This window comes from [Clostridium] aerotolerans DSM 5434 (genome assembly GCF_000687555.1).
Lineage (GTDB): Bacteria > Bacillota > Clostridia > Lachnospirales > Lachnospiraceae > Lacrimispora > Lacrimispora aerotolerans.
Genome location: NZ_JHWJ01000001.1, coordinates 74586 through 99504, shown reverse-complemented (window position 1 = coordinate 99504; position 24919 = coordinate 74586). Strand labels below are relative to the sequence as shown.

The following is a 24919-nucleotide window of genomic DNA, read 5'->3' as shown; positions in this document are numbered from 1 at the left end:
TTCCTACATTTGTCTCAATGATAAAGGAGTTATAATGGCTTGCTTGATCAATATTATTAAAAAAATACAAGATACCTTTCAGGTCCATGTCCTGGGACCCATTTTCTCTGACCGGAGGATAGAAAGCGTACATTATCTGCTGCCGCCTTATGATGACCAGCTGCAGTTTGACCCCAACACTCTTTACATAGGAACCGGTCAGGAGTTTCACTCCCTTAGTTCTGAGGGATGTGTTCTTTTGGTTGGCTGCTGTATGGATGGCAACAACGAAAACGGAATGTATATTCAAAAAGCACTTGACCCGTTTGCGGTCTTAAACTGCATACAGCAGGAATTATATGATTGTCGGAAGGCGGATTTAAAGAGAGATGAAGTATTTCAAGTATTGCAGTCCGGTTATGGTTTCCAGAGCATGCTTGACACCGCAAGGTCATATCTAAAAAACCCCATAACATTATGTACCACAAGCTTTTCCGTTCTTGCCTCCAGCCCTAAGGATTATTTTGATGATAAATTTGATGTCTATGATGAAAAATTCTATCTAAAGAACAATTTCATTCGCAACCTGAAGGAAAAACAGATTCTCCAGCATTTGTTTACCTCTTCCTCTCCAATCATTGTGGAATTTGATGATTCCCCGGGAATCTCTTATCTGTTTTGCAGCATTCATATCAGGCGTGCCGCAGTGGGGTACCTATGTATCAGTTCCCTTTACAGACCCCTGGAAGCTGCTGACAGTTCCTTTGCCATGAGCTTATCCAAGTTGTTCTCCCTGGAAATGCAAAAGGATGAGTTTTATTCTGAAAAAACAGGTCTGAAATATGAGTACTTTTTAACTGACTTAATTGAGCAGAATCTGCACAGCAGGAGCATTGCAGACCGTCACCTGGCACAGCTTGGGGAGACCTTTTACCAGTATTTCTGGGTATTGGGCTTCACCTTTCATGGTTTTTCCAATCACCAGTTGAACCCTAATTACTTTATTGACCAGCTGTCGGGGATTTTTAAGCACAGCATGTCTTTCTTTTATAAAGGGAATTTGATTCTTTTACACACCAGTAAATATAGGGATCTTTACCAGTCCATTGACAAACAAAAGCTGGCTCATTTTCTTCATCTGAATCAGATCAATGCTGCCATCAGTTTTCGATTCGAAGAATTACTGGATACCCCGCGCTATTATAACCAGGTGATGTTTCTGCTGAAGAATAAAAAATGCTTTATGAAGGAGCACTGCCTTACGTATGAGGATAATTTTTTAAACCATCTTATGGAAACTTCTCAAAATGAAATCCATGCAGAGACAATCATTCATCCTGATCTTTTATTTCTTGAGAACTATGACCAGGAAAATAATACGGAATACATGAAAACGCTGAAGGCATATTTCCTTAACAACCGAAATGCCTTAAATACTTCCAATTACCTGCATATACACAAAAGCACCTTTTTTTACCGCATAGGTAAAATTGGGGAGTTGACGGAATTTGATCCAGCCAATGCACAGATTCTTTTTTCCTATGAGTTTTCCTTTCGGATATTGGATTTTTAGAAAATATCTTTATTCTCTGCGTACACTTCCGGCAAAATGGCTGCTAAGTTGGAAAATTCTTTTATGTTGTGTGCAAAGAGACCCTTTGGAACGATTTCAGGGATTTTTACGCCTTCGGGCAGGGCCTTCTTTATGATTCCATTATCCAACTTGAAGCCGATCCAGAAACGGGAGCAGAACATGACCCCTTCTTTATAGGGGTACCATTTATGAGTCATTGCAGCGGCGCAGGTGCCCTCTCCGATAGCACAGACCAAAGACTCACATGCATTACTTCCGACGATGTCCGGATCATATCCGAAGTCCGTCGGGCTTTTAAAGCAGAGCTTAAGGAATTCAGGGCCGGGACCGATATCTTCCATTATGTAATGGTTAACACCCCAGGTTTTCTCTCTCACTGGCACTTTAGGGTCACAGACGTAAGCTGCGTTATCAGCCCTTGAAAAATAATGATCCTCCGGGTCCCAGATTTTGTAGCGGAGGTCGGAACCTACACTATGCCATGGGAACCACCAATCAAGCATCTCTCCTGTTACGCCGGGCATGTAGGTGGTATTGCATACGTAGCCTGTTCCATCCTCATGGACACCATAGCCGCTCTGACAGTATTCTTCATCATTTCCAGCCAAATATAGGTTTCTTTTTTCAAACGGCACTCCCGGCTTTTTATCCCCCTGACCTTCTAATATGGCAAGCTTTTCCTCCGGAATCTCTGCCAGAGGACGTTCAAAAAATTTATAATACGACAAGTTCTTTTCTTCCTGGCTTACGCCTACTTTTTTCCCCATAGTTCCATCTCCTGTTCTTAATTTTTTGTTTAATACCAACACATTGTTTTCCTTTAAACTCTATTTATAATTCATTTCACTAAATTCTTCAAGCCCCGCTGAATATAAAGAATATCCTTCGGGGCATGTGATTCCTTTATTAAAAGCGCCCAATGCTTTCTGCCATAATGAGAGCCGCTTCCGTTTTTGCAGCCACCTCTTCCGGCGTCGTATCCACGGAAACTTCCTTAAGGAGCAGACCTTCCTTAGTCACTTCTATGACAGCAAGCTCCGTCACTATTTGATGGACCTTGCAAACTGCGGTTGGCGGCAGAGTGATGTTGTTTAAAATCTTAGGGGAACCGTCCTTTGCGGTGTGGGTCATGGCGATGATCACCTTTTTGGAACCAGTGACAAGATCCATAGCTCCGCCCATTCCCGGAACCAGCTTGCCGGGAATGATGTGGCTGGCAAGACTGCCCTGCTGATCCACCTGTAAAGCTCCCAGCACCGTCACGTTGACGTGGCCGCCGCGAATGATTGCAAAAGAAAATGCGCTGTCAAAATAGCTGGCTCCACTTTCTATCGTTACAGGTTTTCCGCCTGCATTGACGATATTGGAATCGTAGCCCTCAGCTCCAGGCACAGGACCCATGCCAAGGATGCCATTTTCAGACTGGAGGTGAATGGTCATCCCATCCGGTATGTAATCAGCAACCATGGTTGGAAGCCCAATCCCAAGATTAACCACATCCCCGTCGTTTAATTCCTTTGCCACACGCCTGGCAATCTTCTCCTTAATCGACATAAGGTTCACCTCCTACTAGAAAGTCCACGAAGATTCCCGGCGTTGCAACGCTTTCCGCCTGAATATCGCCTACTGGAACGATTTCTTCCGCCGCTGCAATGACTGTCTCAGCAGCAGTTGCCATCATGGGATTGAAATTTCTGGTGGTCGCCCGGTAAAATAAATTGCCCTTTTCATCGGCAATTGAGGCACGAATCAAAGCGTATTCCGCTTTCAAGGGCTTTTCAAGGATAAAGCTCTTTCCATCCACATCAATCACCTGTTTCCCCGCTTCGATCTCGGTCCCAAGTCCTGTAGGGGTCAGTACGCCCCCAAGACCTGCTCCTCCCGCACGAATCTGTTCTGCAAGGGTTCCCTGGGGCACAAGCTGCACCTCCATCTTTCCCTCGTTCATGAGCTGTCCGGTAAGGGGATTTAAACCGATGTGGGAAGCGATCAGACGGCTGACCGCTCCCGTTTTAATGAGACGACCGATTCCTGTGTCAAGAGTTCCTCCGTCATTTGCAATAATGGTTAAATTCTTTAAGTTTTTCTCTATCAGCGCATCAATCAGTATTTCCGGGGTTCCATTTGACATGAAACCTCCAATCATGATTACGGCTCCGTCGTTGATAGAAGCGACCGCTTCCTGGGGCGAAACTTGTTTCATGCGCATTCCTCCTATCGTTCCACTACGATTGCTGTTCCCATGCCACCGCCAATACATAAGGTGGCAAGGCCCTTTTTGGCATCCCGCTTCTCCATCTCATAAAGGAGGGTGGTCAGGATTCTTGCACCGGAAGCGCCGATGGGATGACCTAAAGCAATAGCTCCGCCATTTACATTGGTCTTTGCCGGATCAAGTCCCAAGTCACGGCACACAGCAATGGCCTGGGCCGCAAATGCTTCGTTTGCTTCTGCCAAATCAAGTTCACCCGCGGTAATCCCTGCATGTTTCATGGCAAGTGTTGCAGCCGGAATAACACCCAGCCCCATGACCTCCGGCTCAACGCCTGCGGAGCCATAGCCTGTAATTCGCGCCATAATGGGTAATCCTAATTCCTCCGCCTTTTCTTTGGAGCAGAGAATCACCATAGCTGCCCCGTCATTTAAGCCGGAGGCATTGCCTGCTGTAACGGTACCATCCTTAATAAATGAAGGGCGAAGCTTTAAGAGGGTTTCCTCTGTAGTTCCGAACCTTGGAAATTCGTCGGTATCAAAAATCTTTGGCTCCCCTTTTTTTACAGGGATGGAAACCGGCACGATCTCTTCCTTAAAACGGCCTGCTTCTATGGCTTTTTCAGCCCTTTGCTGGCTTTCTGCTGAAAACGCGTCCTGTTCCTGTCTGGTGATTTTGTACCGCTTCGCAATATTTTCTGCAGTGACGCCCATGTGATAATCGTTATAGGCATCCCAAAGTCCATCCTGAATCATGGTGTCCACCAGAGTTTCATTTCCCATCTTGTGGCCGAACCGGTGATTCTTTAAGACATAGGGGGCACCTGACATGCTCTCCGCACCGCCTGCCAGTATCACATCGGCATCTCCGGCCTTAATGATCTGGGCGGCCAGAGTAATCGCTCTTAAGCCTGACCCACAGACCTTGCTGATTCCCATGGCAGGAACCTCTACCGGCACTCCTGCTTTTAAGGATATCTGGCGGGCCACGTTCTGCCCGGAGCCTGCGCTTAATACATTCCCCACAATGACCTCATCTATCTGTTCCGGTTTGATTCCGGCCCGTTCCATGGCGCCCTTTGCTGCCGTAGCTCCTAATTCCACCACAGGTATACCAGCAAGACTGCCGCCAAAGCTGCCAATGGCTGTACGGGCAGCACTTACGATAACTACTTCTCTCATGTTCTCTCTTCCCTTCCCCTGCTATACCCCAAGGATCTGTCTGGTTTCCTCTGGTGTGGCTACTTCTTTACCGAATTCATGGATGATGCGCTTTGCCCGCTCCACAAATTCCACATTGGATTTTGCCAGCTCACCCTTTTTGTACATGATGTTGTCTTCCATGCCCACACGGATATTTCCCCCAAGTGCCAGAGCTGTGTATAGAATGGGAAGATGGCCTTTCCCAATTCCAAGGGCGCTCCAGGTGGAGCCTTCTGGAATTAAATTTTTTAAAAAGACCAGATTCTCTACGGTAGCAGGCATTCCGCCTGCCGCGCCTAAGACGAACTGAAAATGAAGAGGCGCTTTTAAGACACCTTTTTTTAAGTAATAAAGGGCATTGTAGATCATGCCGACATCGAAAATTTCAATTTCAGGCTTCACACCGACTTCCTGCATGGTGTTGCCCAGTTTTTCTAAAAAGGCAGGGCTGTTCTCAAATACGCAGTTATTCTGCCAGTTCATGGAGCCACAGTCGTAGGACGCCAGCTCCGGCTTTAATTCTCTAAAGGGCCTGATTCTCATCTCATCGTCTAATCCGATCCCTCCAGAGGTTGTTAAATTTAAGACAATATCACAGTCCTTTTTATCACGGATGAGACGGACAGTCTCTTCGAATTTACTGTAATCCATGGAAGCTTTCGCTTCGTCATCCCTTACGTGTATATGGGCCATGGAGGCTCCGGCTTTCCAGCAGGCGTAAACCTCTTCTGCGATCTCTGCAGGCTGAATCGGCACGTAGGGGGTGATTTCTTTTGTGGGCCAGGCTCCTGTAGTGGCTACGGTCAAAATCACCTTATTGCTCAAATCTCCCATGTTAAAATCCTCCATACTGATAGGTTCTTTCAGGAACATCATTTAAATCGTCCTCTTCAATTTCTGCCACACAACGGGCCATGGAACCATCGCCTAAGTACCAGCGGAGAGGGAAGCAATAGAAACGGAACCGTTTCCCGGAAACTTTATCTAAGTTGCCGCCTAAGTTTTCCACGCCTACTATGCCGTGTCCCAGCATTTCCTTATGACATGGCTCCCAGGTACCCCAGCAGCCGATTTCTTCCAGTTCACCGAACTTCTTGTCATAAGCTTCCTTGCCATGAAGCTTGATGTACAATTCCTTATCGAATTCCGCATAGGCCTCCTCACCGAATTTCTCGATATATTCCTCGGTGATAGGTCTTCCGGATGCGCCCAGTAAATTCATTCTTGTCATGCCGTTGTTGCCCATGGCTGTGTGAAGAGGATGGTCTAAGGCCTGCATATCCATGGCAACACATTTTACCTTGTGCTCCACAAACCATTTGCCGGCTTCAATGCCGGTGCCGCAGGAATAGTGGTAATACTCCTTGGAATCGTCAAACTTGCGGTGCATTCCTGTGTTTAAGCAGACAATCATACCTTCCAGCTCTTCTGGTTTGATATTGGCTCTTCTGCATGCATCTTCCAAATGCTTTCCTGTAATAAGCCCCCATGTCTCGATCTCAATTTCCAGACAGACAGCGTCTCCTGTATAAGCGTCTACAGGCATCTCATGGGTATAACGGGCACGTTTCCCGTCAAATTCCTTTTCCATGACGTGTCTTGGCGCGTCGCAGTGGGTTCCGGTATGCATGGTACAGCCTATGTACTGGGTGAGAACACCGCCCTTTGCCAGGGAGTGTTTATTATCAATTACTGGCTTATCAAAGTATGGCCAGCGAGGAATATCAGCACTGAATGGATGGGTTAAGTCTACGAATACTTTCTTGCTCATGGGTGTATACCTCCAAATTTTAACTTTATATTTTTGTATGTTTTAATGGTTTGGTTCCAATTAATTGGCCCAATATCCACCGTCTGTTGCCACATTGGCTCCTGTCATGAAATCGCTGGCCTTTGATGCCAGGAAAATGCAAGGTCCCACAAAATCTTCCGGCTCGCCCAGGCGTCCGATGGGAAGCCGCTTTAAGAAATTCTGATAAACAGCGCTTTCCGGATCAAACATCCACTCGGTCAAGTCAGAGCGGAACACGGTTGGGTTAATGGTATTTACATTGATGCGGTACTTTGCAGTCCACTCACAGGCGAGAGACTGAGCCATTAAGTCAATGCCGCCCTTTGCGGTGCAGTAACCTGTATAATTTGCCATGCCCATCTTGGAGCGGGCAGAGGAAACCATAATGACCTTTCCTCCCTTGCCTTGCTTAATCATCTGTTCGCCTGCATATTTGCAGAAGAGCCAGGTTCCCTGAACATCGGAATCCATGATCTGCTTCCAGGTGGATAAATCCTGTTCTACAATGGGTTGAGGCTTGTTGTATCCTGCGGCCGTTACCAGCACGTTGATTTCCCCAAATGTGGTGATGGTATCGTTTACCACCTTAATTACATCTGCTTCCACTGCCGGGTCCCCTGTGGAATATCCGCACTGGATGCCCTGGGCCTTTAACTCTTCACAAACCGCTTTGCAGGTTTCTTCCTTGCGGCCCGTGACCATGACCTTCATTCCAGCCAGCCCGTAGCCGATGGAGACTGCTTTTCCCAAAGCTCCTGTGGCTCCCGTCACAAGGGCAACCTTGCCTGATACGTCAAATAAATCCCCCATAAATTCCTTGCTTACCATATGTATTTCTTCCTCCTATTCCGGATAATTGATGATGACCAGCATACTTGCCGGACGGTTGGATTCATTGACTAAATACCGTCCCTCATTGGGTCTAAAGGAAATGCTTTCGTTCTGATGAACCACATACTTTGTTCCGGCTTTGTCCGTCACCGTCATCTCCCCTTCCAGAACGTAATAGACCTTCTCTAAGGGATTGTCTTCATAGGCATATTCCGCCCCCCCTCCCGGCAGAAAGGTGGACAGCCCCATCCAGAACTTCTCCGCTCCTGTCTCCTCTTTTCCATGAATCCTCATAGCCGTCATACCGAAGTGACCTGGGACGTTGTAGGTTTTTAATTCTTCCATTGTTCTCTTTATCATAATTTGCCCTCCGCTTTATATATCTTTCTGCTTTTAATCATAGTTCTTACTGGCCTTAAGCTGCCTGATCAGACGCTTATGGAACTGGTTCTGAAGCTCCTGCTTTTCCTCCTCCGGATAGGTAAAGAACCCCTCTCCTGTCTTAAAGCCCAGCTTTCCTTCCGTGACCTTTTGCCGAAGCAGGGGACTTGCCTCCGCCGACCGGTCCATAACAGCTAAAAGGTTATCGCCGACCGTGCACCAGATATCCAGCCCGCCAAAATCCGTCACCTCAAGCTGACCTGTGGTGGCATATCGAAAGGCCGGTCCGTATTTTAAAGCGGTGTCAATGTCTTTTGGATCAGCCGCTCCCATGTCCATGAGAGAAAATACTTCTCTTGCGATTCCCTGCTGTATCCGGTTTGCTAAAAGTCCCGGAATGTCCTTTTTTACCTTTGCCGGACGCTTCTCAATGGAGCGGTAAAGATCTTCCACCTCCTGATAGCGGCTTACCGGCATATTTCCGAAAAATGACAGTTCCACCAGAGGAATTAAATGAGCCGGGTTATACCAGTGGCATACCATGGTCCTGGCTTTATCCTTTTCAGCCATTTTGGCAGTTAAATCAAAAAACCCAATGCTCGATGTGTTGCTGGCGATGATCGCATCTGCGGGAGCGTACTTAATAAGATTCTCAAAGAGCTGCTGCTTTAAATCCAGTCTTTCCGGAATGGCTTCAATGATATAATCTGCATCCCTTACAGCGGACTCCAGATCATCATGGGTCTCAATGTTAGCCAAAGATTGTTCTGCTTTGGCTGGTTCCATCAGCCCCTCCTCCTGGAGAAATTCATACTGTTTTTTGATTTTTTCCTTGCAGGTATTGCGTACCTCCTCAAAGCTTTCGTATACGGAAACATGATATCCATACAAGGCAAAGCATCCCGCGATGGCATGACCCATGGTACCGGCTCCTATGACGGCAATATTTTGAATCATATGTAACACCTTCTTTCTCTTTCTTCCCTGTGACCATGATTCGCATTTGTCACGTCTTCATTTCGTAATTTCAGTGTATCATCCTTTTGTTTTTATAATAAATTGATAATTTTCATTACTGTGATAACATTTTTTCATATATTTTGACGATGTTTTTAGGAATAATCGAGATATTTAAGTAAATTTATGATATGATAATTGAGTAAACATGAGATTTTTTTAGTAAAATGGAGAGTGTAAATGAACCTTTTTCAATTAGAATACTTTATTGTACTGGCTGAAACCCTCAGTTACACAAAGGCTTCCCAGCAGCTTCACATCACCCAACCGACCCTTAGCAAGCTTGTCCTCAATTTGGAGCACTCCATCGGTTCCCAGCTTTTCATACGAAACAAAAGAGAGGTAAAACTGACTCCCACCGGAAAGGTCTTTTACCATGAAATAAAAAAGACCCTTCACTCTTATGATTCTGCTGTGAAAAAAGTAAAAGACCTGGAAAATGGGACAACAGGAGTCATAAGCATCGGTCTTTTAGGCACCGCCCTTGTCCATCATTTCCCTAAGCTTATTAAGCGGTTCCATGAGCTTTACCCCACTATCAAGGTCAACCCCATGGACTACACCTACAATCACATTATGGAAACTTTAATAAGCGGCCAGATCGATGTTGCCATCCTGCCGGATATTGAGATCGACTGCCCGCCTCATATTTTAAAAAAGACTGTTTTCACAGACCACATGTGCGTGGTATTTCCTGAGAGCCACAAATTTTCAGAGCTTAAATCCGTCTCTCTCACCATGATTAAGGACGAGCCATTTATTCATATGGATCCTAAGTTTTCCAGAACCGACCACAATTTAATCGACAACATTTATTCAAAAGAAGGCTTTTCTCCAAATACGGTCTATGAGGCTAACTCTCTGCTTAATATGATGCTTATGGTAGACTGCCAGATTGGCATCTCTCTTCTTGCCAGTCATATGAAACAGTTTGCTAATGATACGGTGCGTTTTGTTCCTTTGACGGGATTTGAGGGTTATTTTAAGGTGACATGCCTATATAATAGGGAATCCAATGATTGTATTGAGAAATTACTGGAGGTGGCGGACGAATATTCTAAAAGCGTAAAAATATAGCCATAGAGTTTTAACCCTATGGCTGTTCCTGCATAATAGTATTCATCTTTATTGAAAGGTCGAATGAATCAGCTTACTAACAACTTTAACAATGATGTCATTATATTTCTCATCAAAATGAGCCTTTGTTGCTGTAATGGCAGTAATACAGCATTGCACCTTTACACGATTTTCAATGGTGTTTTCTACATAGTTTACAGACATCAGTCTATTTAAAAGCATTTCCGTTACGTAATATGGCAGAAAAAGGCTATGAGTTCCTTCATTATAAAAGGGAAATGTTTTCTTGATGTCATTTTCCCTGAAATCACGAAGAAACTTTTGAATAAAACGTTCTGGTTCTGTAAAGAACTCTTCATAATAATCCAGGGAACCAAGAGAGTTTTCAATAAAATCAGACACAAGTTCGTGATATAATTCATAAATATCGGAATAATGATGATAAAATGTCCCTTTGTTTATAAAAGCCTGGGAGGCAAGTTCAGTAACCGTGATCTTTTCTACCGGCTTTTTCTTTAATAGTTCCATCATTTCACTTTTTATGTTTCTTTTCGTCTTAACAACTCTCAAATCTTCTTTCATAAAACCCCACTTTCTAATTCAATATATTTATTTATTTTATGATAATCAACGATTTCTCAAATTCGTCTCATATTAAACGATATATAATCATTGACCATTGACTAAACGACCATAGTTCAATAAAATAATACTCGTTCGTAAAAAAAATGTAAAGGAGAAAATAACATGATAAGGACGCTGATGAAAAGTATTAGAGAATATAAAAAAGCCTCTATTTTAACGCCATTATATATAACGTTGGAAATAATATTAGAATGCTTATTACCTCTGGTCATGGCTAATTTAATTGATAAAATGACCGGGTCATCAATGATACCAATAATACGTTATGGAATTATATTAATTATTATGGCAATGCTATCCCTGGTATTTGGATACATGTCAGGAAGGATTGGTGCTACCGCCTCCTGTGGCTTTGCCAAGAATTTAAGACAGGATGTGTTTTTTAAGATACAAGACTTTTCTTTTTCTGATATAGATAAGTTCTCCACATCATCTTTGGTCACAAGAATGACAACGGATGTGACCAATGTACAGAATGCATATCAAATGATCATCCGGATTGCAGTAAGAACACCACTTATGCTTATTTTTTCAGTTATTATCAGCCTGACAATCAGTGTAAAAATGTCCCTTATCTTTCTAATTATGATTCCATTTGTAGCCGCCGCCTTATTTTCAATTGTATTTACTGTATTCCCAATTTTCAGACGCATATTTAAGAAATATGATGCGATGAATAATTCGGTTCAGGAAAATATACAAGGTATTCGTGTTGTGAAATCTTTCGTAAGAGAGGACTATGAACGAGAAAAGTTTCAAAAGGCTGCTGCTGATGTGTGTAAGGAATTTACATTAGCGGAGAGAATTATTGCTTTGAACAATCCAATTCTGATGTTTTGTATTTCTCTTGCCATCTTTCTTGTAAGCCTTATTGGAGCAAAGACTATTATAAGCAGTGGTGCAGCAGAATTAACGACAGGACAGTTATCTTCACTGATCAACTATGGGGTACAGATTCTCTCCTCTCTCATGATGTTATCCATGGTCTTCGTTATTTGTTCCATGGCCAGAGAATCGGCCAATCGTATCTGTGAGGTGTTAAATCATGAAAGTACCTTAACCTCTCCTGAAAATGGCGTGACGGAAGTAAAAAGCGGAAGTATTCAGTTTGAGAATGTTTCCTTCAGCTACTCTAAAAAGAGCAAGAAACCCGCATTGGTGAATATCAATTTGGATATTAAATCGGGGCAGACCATTGGCATCCTTGGAGGAACCGGTTCCTCCAAAACCTCCCTGATTCAGTTGATCTCCAGACTTTACGATGTCACAGAGGGCAAGGTCTGTGTAAACGGAGTCGATGTGAGAAATTATGATTTAGAATCCCTTCGTGATGAGGTCGCAGTGGTATTACAGAAAAATGTCTTATTCTCTGGAACAATTAAGGAAAATCTCCGTTGGGGTAAAAAAGACGCCAGTGACGAAGAGCTTGTGAGAGTATGTAAGCTGGCTCAGGCAGATGAATTTGTACAGCAGTTCCCTGACAAATATGATACCTATATAGAACAGGGCGGAACCAATGTTTCAGGCGGACAGAAGCAGAGGCTCTGTATCGCACGAGCCTTATTAAAGAAACCTAAGATTCTCATTTTAGACGATTCCACCTCTGCAGTCGATACAAAGACCGATGCCATGATTCGGAAGGCACTTCGTGAAGAGATTCCTGAAACAACCAAAATCATTATTGCACAGAGAACCTCTTCTTTGGAAGATGCAGACCAGATCATTGTATTAGATGGAGGTAAGGTCTCGGAGCAGGGAACTCATGAAGAATTGCTTGCACACAAGGGAATCTATTACGAAGTTTACCAGTCTCAGACCAATGGAAAGAAGGAGGACTAACCCATGAATCAGAAAAAACAACACAGCTTTGGGCGCCTGGTCCGCTATTTATTTTCACATTATAAAATCCAGTTAATTGTAACTTTAATCTGTATTGTAATCAGTGCATTCTCCTCTACCATTGCAACGATTTTTATTCAGAGGTTAATTGATGAATGTATCACTCCTGGTGTAAATCAGGGATTTGAAGCTGTTGCAGGCAAATTTACATCCATACTGTTAACCATGGGCTTCATCTATATCTGCGGTACCATTGCATCAATCATCTATAATCAGATCATGGCAATTGTCACACAGGGAACGCTTAGAAATTTAAGAAATGATATGTTTGATAAAATGCAAACACTTCCAGTTAAATATTTTGATACCCATGCACATGGAGATATCATGAGTACTTATACCAACGATACCGATGCCATAAGACAGCTCATCGGACAGAGCCTTCCAACACTTTTTCAGTCTGCTTTGACTATAACAGTAATGTTCCTTACTATGTTATACTACAGCATCTGGCTTACCCTCGTGGTAGTGCTTGTAATCTTCCTGATGTTAAAGATTACAAAGAAACTGGGTAGTGTCACTGCAACCTTTATGATTCAGCAGCAAAAATCTTTAGCAAAAGAAGAAGGCTTTATTGAAGAAATGATGCAGGGGCAGAAAGTTGTTAAAGTATTCTGCCATGAAGAAGAGAATAAAGAAGCATTTAAAAAACTGAATGAACAGCTTTTTAGAGACGGAGAAAAAGCAAACCAGAACGGTAATGTTCTGATGCCGATTCTAGGCAATGTGGGGAATCTCATGTATGTTCTTCTTGCAGTCGTTGGTGGACTTATGGTCTATTTAAAGGCACCGAACTTAAGCCTTACTGGTGTCAGCATTGTTTCAATTGGTATTATTGTTTCGTTTTTAGGTATGTCAAGACAGCTTAGCCAGACCATTGGTCAGGCATCTATGCAGGTCTCTATGATTGCAATGGGACTTGCCGGTGCAACCCGCGTATTTGAGTTAATGGATGAAGAGCCTGAGGAAGACCATGGCTATGTGACTCTGGTAAATATAAAAAAGGATTCCGAAGGCAACTTGATAGAGACGAAAGAAAACACAGAAATGTGGGCATGGAAACACCCTCACCAGGATGGAACGGTCACTCTCACCGAACTTACTGGAGACGTCAGATTGGAAGATGTTGACTTTGGCTATGTGCCTGAAAAACTGGTTCTAAATGATGTATCTCTGTTTGCAAAGCCAGGACAAAAAATTGCATTTGTTGGCGCTACCGGTGCCGGAAAAACTACCATTACGAATCTGATCAACCGTTTTTACGATATTATGGAAGGTAAGATTCGTTATGATGGAATTAATATTTCTAAAATCAAAAAGCCAGCGCTTAGAAGCTCATTGGGCGTAGTCTTACAGGATGTGAATTTATTTACAGGTTCTGTCATAGACAATATCCGCTATGGCCGCCTGGATGCGACGGATGAGGAATGTATTGCTGCTGCAAAATTAGCCAATGCAGATGATTTTATCACAAGACTTCCAGATGGCTATGAAACAATATTGACCGGGAATGGCTCCAGTCTCTCCCAGGGACAGAGACAGCTGATTTCCATTGCCCGCGCAGCCGTTGCTGACCCGCCAGCCATGATCTTAGATGAAGCAACTTCATCCATTGATACAAGAACAGAAGCCCTGGTCCAGAAAGGTATGGATAACCTGATGAAGGGAAGAACTGTATTTGTCATTGCACACAGGCTTTCCACTGTAAAAAACAGTGACGCGATTATGGTTCTGGATCATGGAAAAATTATCGAAAGGGGCTCCCACGAAAGCCTGATTGAGCAAAAAGGTACGTATTATCAGCTTTATACGGGCGCATTTGAACTGGAATAAAGATTAATTTGCAATAAACAAAGGCCATAGCATCATAAGATTCTACATTACTTAGGATGCTATGGCTCTTTATTTTAAGTGATAATGCTATTTTAAATGTGTGGATATGAACTCTTTTGTCATTTCGGCAATCTTATCCGCATTTGTCCAATGTAAATAATGCCCACCACTAAGTGTTTCTATCTTTTGTATCTCATCGTTTGAAATCAATTCCTCATGAAGCGGTAACCACTCCTGTTCGGTATCCACTGTATCCTTTGATAAAAAGGCTAGAACAGGTAAATCATTTGGGTATTTTACGTCATATAGCTCTTTTGTATTTGAATTTACCGTATTCATTTCATTTACTATAGAGACGTTTGCAGTATTCCAAAGGGTTGCCTTGTTTTTCAATTTAACTAGTTCTTCAGAATAATAATTGTTTTGGTTCATGCCGTCATCAGCACTCGGTGAAAGGTATGATATATCCCTTAAAATTCCTAACGTGTTAAGTAACGTCAAGCTGGAGGACATATCTTCATCTTTATTGGTTTTGGTTTGATTCGGTACAGATTCATCAATTCCAATGATTGCTTCCACTTCATTTGGATATTTTTTTGCATAGTACATGGAATATATGCCCGATATGGAGTGGGGCATTAAAATATATGGTCCACTAATTTCTAATTCTTTCAAAGCGGTTCTTATTTCATTTACTATATTTTCATTAGATCGCTCTTTCTTTGTGGTACTGCTAAACCCGTACCCAAAGTTTTCAAGGATTACAACTTTATAATCCTTACTTAAGCTTTCTGCCAAAGGCATAAAATCAGCAATCGGTGAAGCGGTTCCCAGGCCGCTTAGTAACACAATGGTTTTTTCTCCTTTGCCAGTCACATAGGCTTGCATATTTTTACCGTCTACATGTACCGTCTGACCGATTTTATATTTATTCTTTTCCATTGAATTTAATATGTTATGGGACAGTGCTGAGATTATCACCAGCCCAGCTATGATCCCTAATATCCATAGCAATATCTTTCCGGTAATTCTAAGTGTCTTTTTCATCTATATCACCCTCATAATTTTATTTTACTGTGCTTTGTTCACGCAGCATGCCATATTTATTTGACGGCAAGTATTCAAACTGATATTTATGGTATAATAAATCAGCGGGACTGTTGGCTATCAAACAGATATAACTGTCTTCAAACGTATTTTTTTCAAAGTAGTCATTGATTTCCTTCATTATTTGATTTGCAAAACCTTTTCTTCTATAGTTTTCATCTACCATTATGTCACTTACCACGTAAGTAATTCCTCCATCACCAACAATCCTACCAAATCCTATTAATTCTTCTTTTTCGTAAAGAGATACGGTAAACAAAGAATTTGATATTGCAATTTTGCTTCTTTCCAAATCTTTATTCCCCATTCCAGAACGAAGTCTTAAGCTAACGTAATCTTCTGCTTTCGGTTTTTCGTAATTTATCTTCATTTCCTTGTTCCTCCATCTACGATCCATTTGCTTTTAAGTTTATAGTTTTCATATTTCTATTTTAATTGATACCGTACCATGTTACAATGTAAACAAAGTCAATCTGTACCGGTACAGAAATGGAGGTGTGTGCCATGTATAAATATTTATCATTATTAAATGAACTTGAAAGCATGATAAAAAGCGGTAATTATAGGCAAGGTGATAAAATGCCTTCCATCCGCAGCTTATCCGCCTCCTATCACTGCAATAAAAGTACGGTAATTCGTGCACTTGCTGAATTGGAACGGAAACATATCATCTATTCCCTACCCAAAAGCGGATATTATGTTGTAACATCAAAAACCGAATCAAGTCAAGATAAGAAGCTGGTACTCAATTTTTCCTCTTCTTCTCCTGACCCTGCGGTGTTTCCGTATTTAGATTTTCAACACTGCATCAATCAGGCAATTGACATCTATAAGAATGATTTGTTTATCTATGGTACTCCCAGGGGACTGCCCTCTCTAATCGATGTGGTCCAAAAACAGTTAACCAATTATCAGGTCTTTGCCAAGAATCACAGTATTTTTATAACCTCTGGAATTCAGCAGGCTTTATCCATCCTGGCGGTAATACCTTTCCCAAATAATAGAAAAACCATATTAATCGAGCAACCAGGTTATCATTTATTCATCGAATCTTTAGAAGTACTGAAAGTACCAGTACTTGGAATTAAGAGAACCGGCAAAGGAATTGATTTAGCAGAATTAGAAAGAATATTTAAAGAAGAAGATATCAAATTTTTTTATACGATGCCAAGATATCATAATCCTCTTGGGACCTCCTACACGCAGGAAGAGAAAAAGAAAATTTTAGAACTGGCACAAAGATATCATGTATTCATTGTTGAAGATGATTACTTAGCTGATTTTGAACAAAATTCAAAGGCTGACCCAATCTATTCCTACGATGATTTTACCCATGTTATCTATTTAAAGAGTTTTTCTAAAATCATCTTTCCTGGATTAAGAATTGGCATTGCCGTTATCCCTGATACACTGATTGAGATATTCAGTCAGTACAAACGAATTCTTGATATCGACAGTTCTATGCTTTCACAGGCTGCATTAGAAATCTATATTAAAAACGGCATGTTTGAACGGCATAAAGAAAAAATGAAGGCGACCTATGATTCAAGGACAAACTGCTTAATATCAGCATTGGAACGCGAACAAAAAAAGAAGTATCCAAGTAACTTTTCGTATACTCCTATCAAAAATATTGCTTTCCATACTTATATTGAATTGGGGGAGCAGATATCGTGTGAAAAGGTGATACATCGACTAAAGAATCAATCAATTCTTGTTGATGGAGCAGATAATAATTATCTGAGTTCCTTTCATGAAAAAGACTCTATTTTAAAACTTAATATTTCAAATGTGGAGAAGGAATATATTGAAGATGGTATTTTAAAGATCGTGGAACAAATTTTTTAATAAATCCCACGAAAGAAGGGTTATTGAGGCATAGAAAGACTTCTGGCCCAGACCAGAAATCTTTCTATATAATATACTCGTCAAAATATTTCTATTGAGTCAGAACTATATCAATTGGTTCAGCTTACTTTCTGGTTCTTCCCCATTTTCTATACATTTAATATTACTTATAAAGAAATCATATCTCTTTTTATGGAATTTGATACCGTCAGGCATGCCTGCTGTATGAGGCGTAAGTATTACATTACTTAGATTACGGAGTTCACTGTCAATGGGAAGGGGTTCCTTTTCAAACACATCAAGGCATGCACCAGAGATATCTTTGTTTTTTAACGCCTCTATTAAATCCCCTTCATCTACGATTCCACCACGGGCTGTATTGATAAATAACGCGGTATTCTTCATCTTTTTGAATACCTCTTTATTCATTAGCTTTTGGCTTTGCGGGTTCAAGGATGAGTGTACCGTTACGATATCTGATTGGCTTACAAGATCATCGAAATTTACTACTTGAATTACCCCATCAGACTGCACTGCAGCATTTCTTGTATGGACCAGCACATTCATATCAAATGCCTTACAAAACCGGGCTACTTTTTTACCAATGGCGCCATACCCGATAATTCCAATTGTTTTGCCATTTAACTCACTTCCCGTATAATAAAGTTGATCTTGATCTATCTTGTTTTTCATGAAAATATCAAGGAATAGGATGTTTTTATAATAAGACAAAATGAATGCCATTACGTGCTCGGCCACTGCCTGAGCATTCACCCCTGAAGCATTGGCCGCCCAAATACCGAGCTTCGTACAGGCATCGATGTCAACATTATCATAACCTGCACCTGTCTGCACTAATTTTAATTTTTTAGCTTTAGAAAGTAGATTGAAGTCAATTTTAACATGTTCTGGTATGATTACCTGGCAATCTGCTATATGATGCAGCATTTCCTCCCCAGGCGGAACAATTACAACGTTCCATTCTTCTGGAAAATTCCTAATTATATTTACTTTTGAAGTCTCAGTGAAATAGCCAACTATAAGAATTTTCATCACTAAACCACCTTTCAAGCTTTATAAGTTTACTCTCAAATTCAGTATAATTATTACTCCTCATATAGTCAAGCAATCTTCATTCACTTCTGCTATCCGTTTTACTTTTCATGTATCTTAAAATCACTTCCATTGGTGGCTATCACCCTCTTATACCATTCGAACGATTTCTTTTTCCTTCTTTCATAGGAACCATTTCCCTCATCATCAAGATCCACATAGATAAATCCGTACCGTTTTGACATCTGGCAGGTTGACATGCTCACCAGATCAATACAGCCCCAGGGGGTGTATCCCATAACTTCCACCCCTTCTTCAATGGCATCTGCAATGGCCTGGATATGGTCCTTATAATATTGAATCCGGTAATCATCCTGTATGCTTCCGTCGGCTTCAATCTGGTCCTTATTCCCTAATCCATTCTCAACAATGAACAAAGGTTTTTGATATCTGTCATACAGTTCAATTAAAGAAGTGCATAATCCGGTCGGATCGATCTGCCAGTTCCATTCTGTAATTTCCAGATAGGGATTCTTCACTCCACTGGTGAGATTTCCGCTGACCTGCTCCTTATCCTTGTCATCAATGGTGGAAACACGGCTCATATAATAGCTGAATGAAACAAAATCAACGGGATAATCCTTCAGGATTTTTTCGTCCTCTTCTCCGAACTCAACCTGTATTTTTTTACGTTCCCATTCCTTCTTTATATGACTTGGGTATTCTCCCCTTACCTGTACGTCTGAATAGTAATAATTCTTTCTATTTTCCTTTAAGGCAAGCAATATATTCTGGGGGTGGCAGTTTTCAGGGTATGTGAGAGTTCTGGTAATCATACATCCCATCTGAGCACCCGGTATCATCTCATGAAGATACTTTGTTGCCAGAGCACTGGCCACGAACTGATTGTGAACTGCCTGATATACGATTTCCTCCCATTTTTCTTTGGGATAACGGTCTTCCACCAAGCCGGCTGTTGTAAATGGGTGACGGAACATGCTGTCTATTTCATTAAATGTCAGCCAATATTTTACCAAACCGTTGTATCTTTGATATACGGTTTTACAAAACTTCAAAAACAAGTCTATCACTTCTCTTTGATACCAGCCATCATAATGGTTGGACAAATAAAGAGGCATCTCATAATGATGTAGGGTCACCAAAGGCTCAATCCCTCTCTTTTGCATTTCCCGGAACAGATTTTCATAATGCTTTAAACCGCTCTCATTTGGAGTTTCTTCCGTCCCGTTTGGGTAAATTCTTGTCCACTGTATGGATACTCTGAGACATTTGAATCCCATTTCCTGAAAAAGGTCTAAATCCTCTATATACCTATGGTAAAAATCAATTCCATGACGTTTCGGATACCTTGCAGTTCCCTGATAGACCATCGCTTCCTCTATATCTTTACTGGATATTGCATGCTGTGCCTTATAATCACTGGGATCCACATTCCTCTTATATATACTGCAGTCTGCCACGGACATTCCTTTACCGTCTTCATTCCAGGCTCCCTCGCACTGGTTTGCGGCGGTAGCACCTCCCCATAAAAATCCTTCTGGAAAAACAGTTTTCTGCATTTTATATCCTCCTGACGTTAAGTAAATCATCCTTTTGTGTTACATGACCAGATAATGCAAGGTCTATATCTTTAAAATCCCCTGAATTGGTGAGCAATAATAAAGTCGTGGTATCATAGCCTGCTCTTTTAATTTCATCTAAATCAAACTCCACCAGTACATCCCCGCGTTTTACACGCTTTCCCATTGCGGTCAGAACATGAAATCCTCTCCCCTTCATTTCTACCGTGTTAATTCCAATATGAAGTAAGATTTCTGATCCCTGATCTGATATCATACCAATAGCGTGGCCTGTATCAAATACTGCGGCAATTTCTCCATCTGCCGGGGCATATAAAATCCCCTTATCCGGAAGAATCGCAACACCTCTTCCCATGGTACCGGAAGCAAACACTTCATCCTTTACGTCTTCTAATGCAACAACATTTCCTTCGGCAAATGCTCCAATTGAAAACTCATTCTGCTTCGTTACGGAAGAAGGAGAAACGGGCACTGCCTTCTCTGCTTTCCCTTCATCTCCAGACTCATCAATACCAAGAATATAAGTTATGACTGCCGTAACTGCAAATGCCAGAATAATACCGATTACATAATAGATAAAGGTATCTCCAAAGAAGGCGGGAAGCGTTGTCAGCGCCGGGAATACATAGACAAATGCTTTTGTATGCATGGCACCCATAAATGCACCTGCTATCGCGCCACCGATGATCTGGGCGATAAATGGCTTTTTGTATTTTAAAGAAATACCGTATACGATCGGTTCTGTTACACCGCCTAGCAAAGCAGGAATCACCGCAGACAGAGCGAAGGCCTTCGTTTCTTTCTTTTTGGCCTTTAGGAATACACCAAATGCAGCTCCTGCACTGCCAAAGGTTGCTGCCGCTACCATGGGACGTATAAAATCATATCCATAGGTGGATATATTATTGATCATAATCGGAGCCACTCCCCAATGGATTCCAATCATAACCAGTAAGGTCCAGCCGCCTCCGATAATCAGTCCGGTCAGAAGTCCGTTCTGAGTGCTCATTAGATTTACAAAATCTCCGATTCCATTAGCGAGGTATACACCAATTGGCCCTATCACGATTACTGAAAGAGGTACCATAATGATGAGTGCTGCAAAGGACAGTGCAAATAACTCAATGCTCTTAGGAATAAATTTCTTTAAAAGCTTCTCAAGCTTAGAATATACCAATACTGCTACAATGGCTGGAACCAGGGTACCGGAGTATTTCATAAGTACCACAGGGATCCCTATAAAAGAAGATACGTCACCGGCATTTTTCATGAGCCCGGTAAAATTGGGTTCCATAAGTGCTCCCACAATTGCCATTGAAATATAAGGGTTACAATTAAATGCCTTAGCAGAAGAAAATGCTAAGAACAACGGTAGAAAATAAAATACGCTGTTTCCTGCCGCGGATAGAATCATATAAGTGCTTCCAGTATTATCTAACACTCCCAGAGTGGTCGTCAAAATGACCAACAAAGCTTTTATCATACCGGCACCAGCCAGGGCAATTACAATGGGATTTACAATAGCTGCCATTGTATTTAAAGCTCTGGTCAACGGATTACCGCTTTTTCCCTCATTAGCTTCCATTCCTTTATCCGTTTTGATGGGATGATGCTGTAAGATCTTATTATAAATATCTTCTACCGCATTTCCTACAACCACCTGGAACTGTCCATTTCCGATCACCACAGATAAAACGCCATCCAGACCCTTTAATGCTTTCTGGTCCGCTTTTTCATTATCTTTTAACTTAAATCTAAGTCTTGTAACGCAATGCGTTAAATCGTTGATGTTATCTACTCCACCTACAAGGGCTACAATCTGTTTTGCTAAATCATCATAATTCTTTTTAGGCATAATAAATATCCCTCCTCACGTCTTACTGTCTGTCTCCCCTGGCCAAGGTATCTTTGTTTGTAATCGAATCATAACACATTTTTTGCTTCGATTTTAAAAGTTCGATTTTTGGAAACTCTGCATTAAATAATAAAAAAAATAAGCGACCTGATCCGTCAGCTTATCTCTTTCTTGTCAGTTTTCTATATTCCGTTATAATGATATCGTTGATCAAAGGATAGATGATAGAGTGGGTCTGAACGGTAGAATTATGGGTAAATTGGATGCACAGGTCCACATCGGGGTGATTTTGCATCCTGGCATTTCCGGTGATTAAAACAATCTTTGCTTTTATTTTAGAATAATCTTTTTTAGTCTGAAATTCCGAGAGCATGTACCGCTGAATGTACGAACCAGAATTAGAGTATATGATAATCAGAGTATCATCTCCAGCATTATTAATGTAATCATCCTGCTTAACATCACTTAAGTTTGTAACGATAAACTTACCATTATACGCAAGCTTTGTCTGCAGATCCATCGCTCCAAGCTGAGAAAACAGCAAACCAAAGCTTGCTACTTTTTTGTAGCTGACCAGATATCCAGCTAATTCCTTGACCTTTTCCATATCAATATTTTTTTTACAGGAGGAAATATCAGCTAAAATACTGTCAATATAGGAATCCATATTATTCTGCTCAATATATTCCGCAATATTCCGATTATAATTTAGTTTGAATCCGCTCCGGTTTTCCACAAATGGGGCAGCCGCTTTAAAATCCGAATAATCTTCAAAATGAAGCTTTCTTATAAACTTTGATATGGTGGACTTAGAAACTGAGCATAAGTCAGCCACCTCTCCTATGGTCATCTCATTGATGGAATAAAAATTGGATAATAAGGTAAACGCAATATGATAATCTGTTGATTTTAAATCACTGTCATTTAATATGATTAATAAACGATTTAATAAAATTCCCATATACGCCTCCTGAAATTTTGCTGAAATTATTCTACCATATTACTTTATTTCGTCAAGGAGAAATTTATCTTTTTTATACGATATATTTGAAACGGGTAATTCATGGGTTTCACCATTAGTTTATACCTTTATAGCATTCATGGCTTGAAAGACTGCATGACAAGTGGAGTTATTAAAGTTCAAATTTACGACAATGGGTGCGATATTTCAAAAAGCCGTCATCGCTGGCGGCTTTTAATGTTGTTACTGTTGTGTTTCATTGGGTTTAATTCCTTCTTACTTTTTTATCTCTAACGCTTCCAGCCTGGCGCAGATTTTATCTTGCTGCTCAATGAGTCTATCCATCTTAGCGTGCAAATCTACCACAATTAATTCTGACTTCAGATTCACGCGATAATCAATTTCCGCTCTAAGCTGATCCTTCTTTCTTATATTTCTTCCAAGTGCTCCTTCGTCCTTTCGTTTTTAACGTTCCCCGTATTCAATGTCGTTTTTGGTTCAATGAGCATAACGTGTACTTCATCCTCAGCAACCGGCATATGCTCTGTTCCTTTTGGTATAATAAATAATTCGCCCTCGTTTAAGACAATGTCTTCCGTACGAAGCTTAATTACCAATCTTCCCTTAATAACCATGAACATTTCATCCTCATTTTCATGTAAATGCCATAAAAATTCACCTTTCAGCTTTACCAGCTTTACATGCCAATCACTCATTTCACCAACAATCTTAGGACTCCAATAATCACTGAATGTACTTAACTTTTCATAAACATTAACTTTTTCCATTTTTCGTCTCCAATCTTACGTAAGTATGTTTGCCTGATACAAACATTTATCTGCTTTTGATATTAAAGTGTCTGCGTTCCTACTAGTTGCTTACATGCAAAATAGTTTTAATAAAATCATCAACTATATTGCAAACTTCTTCCGTCCAGAATTCTGCTCCTCCATGATCTGCTCCATCAAGTAAATACAGCCTGGCATTTTTACCGCAAGCGTTTAATTTCCGATAAAGACTCACACTTTGGGATACGTTGACAGTACGATCCTTCGTCCCATGTAATATGATAACAGGTGCTATTTCAAGCTTATTTGTAATATAACACTCTACCGTTGCTTTTTCTCGAAGCTCCGGTCTTTCTCTTAAATTAACGTGTCCCATAACCATTCCCTCAGGGCTGTCCGGAAGATGATGATTTAAAGTTGATGGGAACCCATCTTCCTCCAGCATACTGACAGCGCCATAATAATCCAGAATCCCTTTTACTTCTGCCGATACTCCTGGATAAAGCGTTGCGTCCATTTCATCACCTTCTTTTACGATTCCGCAGAACATAGCCACCTGACCACCGGAGGAGCTTCCGCCAACAAATATATTGTCCTGATCTATAGAATAATCGCCTGCGTGTACACGAATATACCGAATTGCATTCCTTGCATCCTGAACCTGAGCCGGAAATGCCGCAATGCCCGAATGTCTGTACTGAACAACTGCAATCACATACCCTTTTGCCGCCAGTTTTGAAAGTAAGGCACAAGAACCATATACATCCTGTTTCATCCACGCAGATCCCTGCACATATACGATACATGGATATACTTTATCGGGTTCATTTCTAGTAAATGGTCTCAGAATCTGCAGGTGTAGTGTAATTCCATTCACTTCTGCGTATTTTACATCATGATGAAAAGCTACTCCAATTTCATTCCCTGTTGTTTTTAACCGTTCAGCACCTTCCACTTCCTCAGTAAAATTGGGGAATTCGTCGTAAGTCCATTTCTTTACTTCCATTTTATACACACTCCTTAGCATTTATTTTCATTATCATTCCTCTTGCTCCTGTCCTTCCTAATCCCCCTTCCGCTTTATGCTTTCCAGCATTTCAAAAATCATCTATTCCTTCTTAAATCATATACGTTCATCTTCAAAAAAGCCAGAGATTTTTACAAATAAAACACTCCCATTTCAGTAAACAGGATTTTGTTTTTACCTTTGTCTACTAAGATGAGAAATACCAAAAAGGAATAGT

General features: G+C 41.2%; 23 protein-coding genes. 5 read left to right on the top strand and 18 right to left on the bottom strand.

Annotation, left to right across the window (positions count from 1 at the left end; genetic code table 11):
• The first annotated feature begins 34 nt into the window (after positions 1-34).
• On the top strand, positions 35-1552 hold the full coding sequence (locus T546_RS0100500) for a PucR family transcriptional regulator (RefSeq protein ID WP_026889938.1): 1518 nt from the start codon (positions 35-37) through the stop codon (positions 1550-1552).
• Here T546_RS0100500 and T546_RS0100495 read toward each other — a convergent pair.
• The 9 genes from T546_RS0100495 to T546_RS0100455 all read right to left on the bottom strand — a co-directional run bounded on the left by T546_RS0100495 (position 1549) and on the right by T546_RS0100455 (position 8948).
• A complete protein-coding gene (locus T546_RS0100495) occupies positions 1549-2340 on the bottom strand; it encodes a DAPG hydrolase family protein (protein WP_026889937.1) in 792 nt (263 codons plus the stop codon). The genes T546_RS0100500 and T546_RS0100495 overlap by 4 nt on opposite strands.
• A 139-nt stretch (positions 2341-2479) precedes the next feature.
• Entirely contained in the window at positions 2480-3127 is a 648-nt protein-coding gene (locus T546_RS0100490) for a 3-oxoacid CoA-transferase subunit B (protein ID WP_026889936.1), read from the bottom strand.
• A complete protein-coding gene (locus tag T546_RS0100485; RefSeq protein WP_026889935.1) occupies positions 3117-3776 on the bottom strand; it encodes a CoA transferase subunit A in 660 nt (219 codons plus the stop codon). Before T546_RS0100485 ends, T546_RS0100490 begins: the two co-directional genes overlap by 11 nt.
• 11 nt (positions 3777-3787) lie before the next feature.
• Complete coding sequence (locus T546_RS0100480) at positions 3788-4966, bottom strand: acetyl-CoA C-acetyltransferase (protein ID WP_026889934.1); 1179 nt, start codon at positions 4964-4966, stop codon at positions 3788-3790.
• A 21-nt stretch (positions 4967-4987) separates the two neighbouring features.
• Positions 4988-5821, bottom strand: coding sequence for a BKACE family enzyme (locus tag T546_RS0100475; protein WP_026889933.1), 834 nt, complete (start codon positions 5819-5821; stop codon positions 4988-4990).
• Position 5822: 1 nt separating this feature from the next.
• Positions 5823-6758 carry a cyclase family protein gene (locus T546_RS0100470; RefSeq protein WP_026889932.1) on the bottom strand — a complete coding sequence of 312 codons (936 nt, stop codon included), beginning with the start codon at positions 6756-6758 and terminating at the stop codon, positions 5823-5825.
• Between the two features lie 60 nt (positions 6759-6818).
• Positions 6819-7607 (bottom strand): SDR family NAD(P)-dependent oxidoreductase, encoded by a 789-nt coding sequence (locus T546_RS0100465; protein WP_026889931.1) that lies wholly within the window; start codon positions 7605-7607, stop codon positions 6819-6821.
• A 15-nt stretch (positions 7608-7622) separates the two neighbouring features.
• Positions 7623-7970 carry a cupin domain-containing protein gene (locus T546_RS0100460; protein WP_026889930.1) on the bottom strand — a complete coding sequence of 116 codons (348 nt, stop codon included), beginning with the start codon at positions 7968-7970 and terminating at the stop codon, positions 7623-7625.
• Positions 7971-8003: 33 nt separating this feature from the next.
• The gene (locus tag T546_RS0100455) at positions 8004-8948 is read right to left on the bottom strand and encodes a 3-hydroxyacyl-CoA dehydrogenase family protein (protein ID WP_026889929.1); all 945 of its coding nucleotides are present in this window, start codon (positions 8946-8948) and stop codon (positions 8004-8006) included.
• A 240-nt stretch (positions 8949-9188) separates the two neighbouring features.
• Between T546_RS0100455 and T546_RS0100450 the strand changes: the two genes are divergently transcribed.
• Entirely contained in the window at positions 9189-10085 is an 897-nt protein-coding gene (locus tag T546_RS0100450) for a LysR family transcriptional regulator (protein WP_026889928.1), read from the top strand.
• A gap of 48 nt (positions 10086-10133) precedes the next feature.
• Here the strand turns inward: T546_RS0100450 and T546_RS24440 are convergent, their stop codons facing one another.
• Positions 10134-10667: a TetR/AcrR family transcriptional regulator gene (locus T546_RS24440; protein WP_051629488.1), complete on the bottom strand. Its 534-nt coding sequence runs from the start codon at positions 10665-10667 to the stop codon at positions 10134-10136.
• A 165-nt stretch (positions 10668-10832) separates the two neighbouring features.
• On the opposite strand from T546_RS24440, the gene T546_RS0100440 reads away from it, so the two are divergent.
• Together T546_RS0100440 and T546_RS0100435 are read left to right on the top strand one after the other, a co-directional pair.
• Complete coding sequence (locus tag T546_RS0100440; protein ID WP_026889927.1) at positions 10833-12569, top strand: ABC transporter ATP-binding protein; 1737 nt, start codon at positions 10833-10835, stop codon at positions 12567-12569.
• A gap of 3 nt (positions 12570-12572) precedes the next feature.
• Positions 12573-14462 carry an ABC transporter ATP-binding protein gene (locus T546_RS0100435; protein ID WP_026889926.1) on the top strand — a complete coding sequence of 630 codons (1890 nt, stop codon included), beginning with the start codon at positions 12573-12575 and terminating at the stop codon, positions 14460-14462.
• 87 nt (positions 14463-14549) lie between these two features.
• Here T546_RS0100435 and T546_RS0100430 read toward each other — a convergent pair whose 3' ends face one another.
• Together T546_RS0100430 and T546_RS0100425 are read right to left on the bottom strand one after the other, a co-directional pair.
• Complete coding sequence (locus tag T546_RS0100430) at positions 14550-15509, bottom strand: alpha/beta hydrolase (RefSeq protein ID WP_026889925.1); 960 nt, start codon at positions 15507-15509, stop codon at positions 14550-14552.
• A gap of 19 nt (positions 15510-15528) precedes the next feature.
• The gene (locus T546_RS0100425; RefSeq protein WP_026889924.1) at positions 15529-15939 is read right to left on the bottom strand and encodes a GNAT family N-acetyltransferase; all 411 of its coding nucleotides are present in this window, start codon (positions 15937-15939) and stop codon (positions 15529-15531) included.
• A gap of 134 nt (positions 15940-16073) precedes the next feature.
• Between T546_RS0100425 and T546_RS0100420 the strand changes: the two genes are divergently transcribed.
• Entirely contained in the window at positions 16074-17417 is a 1344-nt protein-coding gene (locus T546_RS0100420) for an aminotransferase-like domain-containing protein (RefSeq protein WP_026889923.1), read from the top strand.
• A 105-nt stretch (positions 17418-17522) separates the two neighbouring features.
• Here the strand turns inward: T546_RS0100420 and T546_RS0100415 are convergent, their stop codons facing one another.
• The 6 genes from T546_RS0100415 to T546_RS0100390 all read right to left on the bottom strand — a co-directional run bounded on the left by T546_RS0100415 (position 17523) and on the right by T546_RS0100390 (position 24681).
• A complete protein-coding gene (locus tag T546_RS0100415) occupies positions 17523-18470 on the bottom strand; it encodes an NAD(P)-dependent oxidoreductase (protein WP_026889922.1) in 948 nt (315 codons plus the stop codon).
• A gap of 101 nt (positions 18471-18571) precedes the next feature.
• On the bottom strand, positions 18572-20050 hold the full coding sequence (locus tag T546_RS0100410) for a glycoside hydrolase family 1 protein (RefSeq protein ID WP_026889921.1): 1479 nt from the start codon (positions 20048-20050) through the stop codon (positions 18572-18574).
• Between the two features lies 1 nt (position 20051).
• Positions 20052-21926 carry a beta-glucoside-specific PTS transporter subunit IIABC gene (locus tag T546_RS0100405; RefSeq protein ID WP_026889920.1) on the bottom strand — a complete coding sequence of 625 codons (1875 nt, stop codon included), beginning with the start codon at positions 21924-21926 and terminating at the stop codon, positions 20052-20054.
• Between the two features lie 160 nt (positions 21927-22086).
• Complete coding sequence (locus tag T546_RS0100400) at positions 22087-22887, bottom strand: MurR/RpiR family transcriptional regulator (RefSeq protein WP_026889919.1); 801 nt, start codon at positions 22885-22887, stop codon at positions 22087-22089.
• A gap of 428 nt (positions 22888-23315) precedes the next feature.
• On the bottom strand, positions 23316-23675 hold the full coding sequence (locus T546_RS0100395) for a cupin domain-containing protein (RefSeq protein ID WP_026889918.1): 360 nt from the start codon (positions 23673-23675) through the stop codon (positions 23316-23318).
• Positions 23676-23757: 82 nt separating this feature from the next.
• Positions 23758-24681, bottom strand: a complete 924-nt coding sequence (locus T546_RS0100390; protein WP_026889917.1) for an alpha/beta hydrolase — start codon at positions 24679-24681, stop codon at positions 23758-23760.
• Positions 24682-24919 lie beyond the last annotated feature (238 nt).

Coding starts and splice junctions, on each gene's coding strand:
- T546_RS0100500 (WP_026889938.1), top strand. CDS start 35: ATGGCTTGCTTGATCAATATTATTAAAAAAATACAAGATACCTTTCAG.
- T546_RS0100495 (WP_026889937.1), bottom strand. CDS start 2,340: ATGGGGAAAAAAGTAGGCGTAAGCCAGGAAGAAAAGAACTTGTCGTAT.
- T546_RS0100490 (WP_026889936.1), bottom strand. CDS start 3,127: ATGTCGATTAAGGAGAAGATTGCCAGGCGTGTGGCAAAGGAATTAAAC.
- T546_RS0100485 (WP_026889935.1), bottom strand. CDS start 3,776: ATGAAACAAGTTTCGCCCCAGGAAGCGGTCGCTTCTATCAACGACGGA.
- T546_RS0100480 (WP_026889934.1), bottom strand. CDS start 4,966: ATGAGAGAAGTAGTTATCGTAAGTGCTGCCCGTACAGCCATTGGCAGC.
- T546_RS0100475 (WP_026889933.1), bottom strand. CDS start 5,821: ATGGGAGATTTGAGCAATAAGGTGATTTTGACCGTAGCCACTACAGGA.
- T546_RS0100470 (WP_026889932.1), bottom strand. CDS start 6,758: ATGAGCAAGAAAGTATTCGTAGACTTAACCCATCCATTCAGTGCTGAT.
- T546_RS0100465 (WP_026889931.1), bottom strand. CDS start 7,607: ATGGTAAGCAAGGAATTTATGGGGGATTTATTTGACGTATCAGGCAAG.
- T546_RS0100460 (WP_026889930.1), bottom strand. CDS start 7,970: ATGATAAAGAGAACAATGGAAGAATTAAAAACCTACAACGTCCCAGGT.
- T546_RS0100455 (WP_026889929.1), bottom strand. CDS start 8,948: ATGATTCAAAATATTGCCGTCATAGGAGCCGGTACCATGGGTCATGCC.
- T546_RS0100450 (WP_026889928.1), top strand. CDS start 9,189: ATGAACCTTTTTCAATTAGAATACTTTATTGTACTGGCTGAAACCCTC.
- T546_RS24440 (WP_051629488.1), bottom strand. CDS start 10,667: ATGAAAGAAGATTTGAGAGTTGTTAAGACGAAAAGAAACATAAAAAGT.
- T546_RS0100440 (WP_026889927.1), top strand. CDS start 10,833: ATGATAAGGACGCTGATGAAAAGTATTAGAGAATATAAAAAAGCCTCT.
- T546_RS0100435 (WP_026889926.1), top strand. CDS start 12,573: ATGAATCAGAAAAAACAACACAGCTTTGGGCGCCTGGTCCGCTATTTA.
- T546_RS0100430 (WP_026889925.1), bottom strand. CDS start 15,509: ATGAAAAAGACACTTAGAATTACCGGAAAGATATTGCTATGGATATTA.
- T546_RS0100425 (WP_026889924.1), bottom strand. CDS start 15,939: ATGAAGATAAATTACGAAAAACCGAAAGCAGAAGATTACGTTAGCTTA.
- T546_RS0100420 (WP_026889923.1), top strand. CDS start 16,074: ATGTATAAATATTTATCATTATTAAATGAACTTGAAAGCATGATAAAA.
- T546_RS0100415 (WP_026889922.1), bottom strand. CDS start 18,470: ATGAAAATTCTTATAGTTGGCTATTTCACTGAGACTTCAAAAGTAAAT.
- T546_RS0100410 (WP_026889921.1), bottom strand. CDS start 20,050: ATGCAGAAAACTGTTTTTCCAGAAGGATTTTTATGGGGAGGTGCTACC.
- T546_RS0100405 (WP_026889920.1), bottom strand. CDS start 21,926: ATGCCTAAAAAGAATTATGATGATTTAGCAAAACAGATTGTAGCCCTT.
- T546_RS0100400 (WP_026889919.1), bottom strand. CDS start 22,887: ATGGGAATTTTATTAAATCGTTTATTAATCATATTAAATGACAGTGAT.
- T546_RS0100395 (WP_026889918.1), bottom strand. CDS start 23,675: ATGGAAAAAGTTAATGTTTATGAAAAGTTAAGTACATTCAGTGATTAT.
- T546_RS0100390 (WP_026889917.1), bottom strand. CDS start 24,681: ATGGAAGTAAAGAAATGGACTTACGACGAATTCCCCAATTTTACTGAG.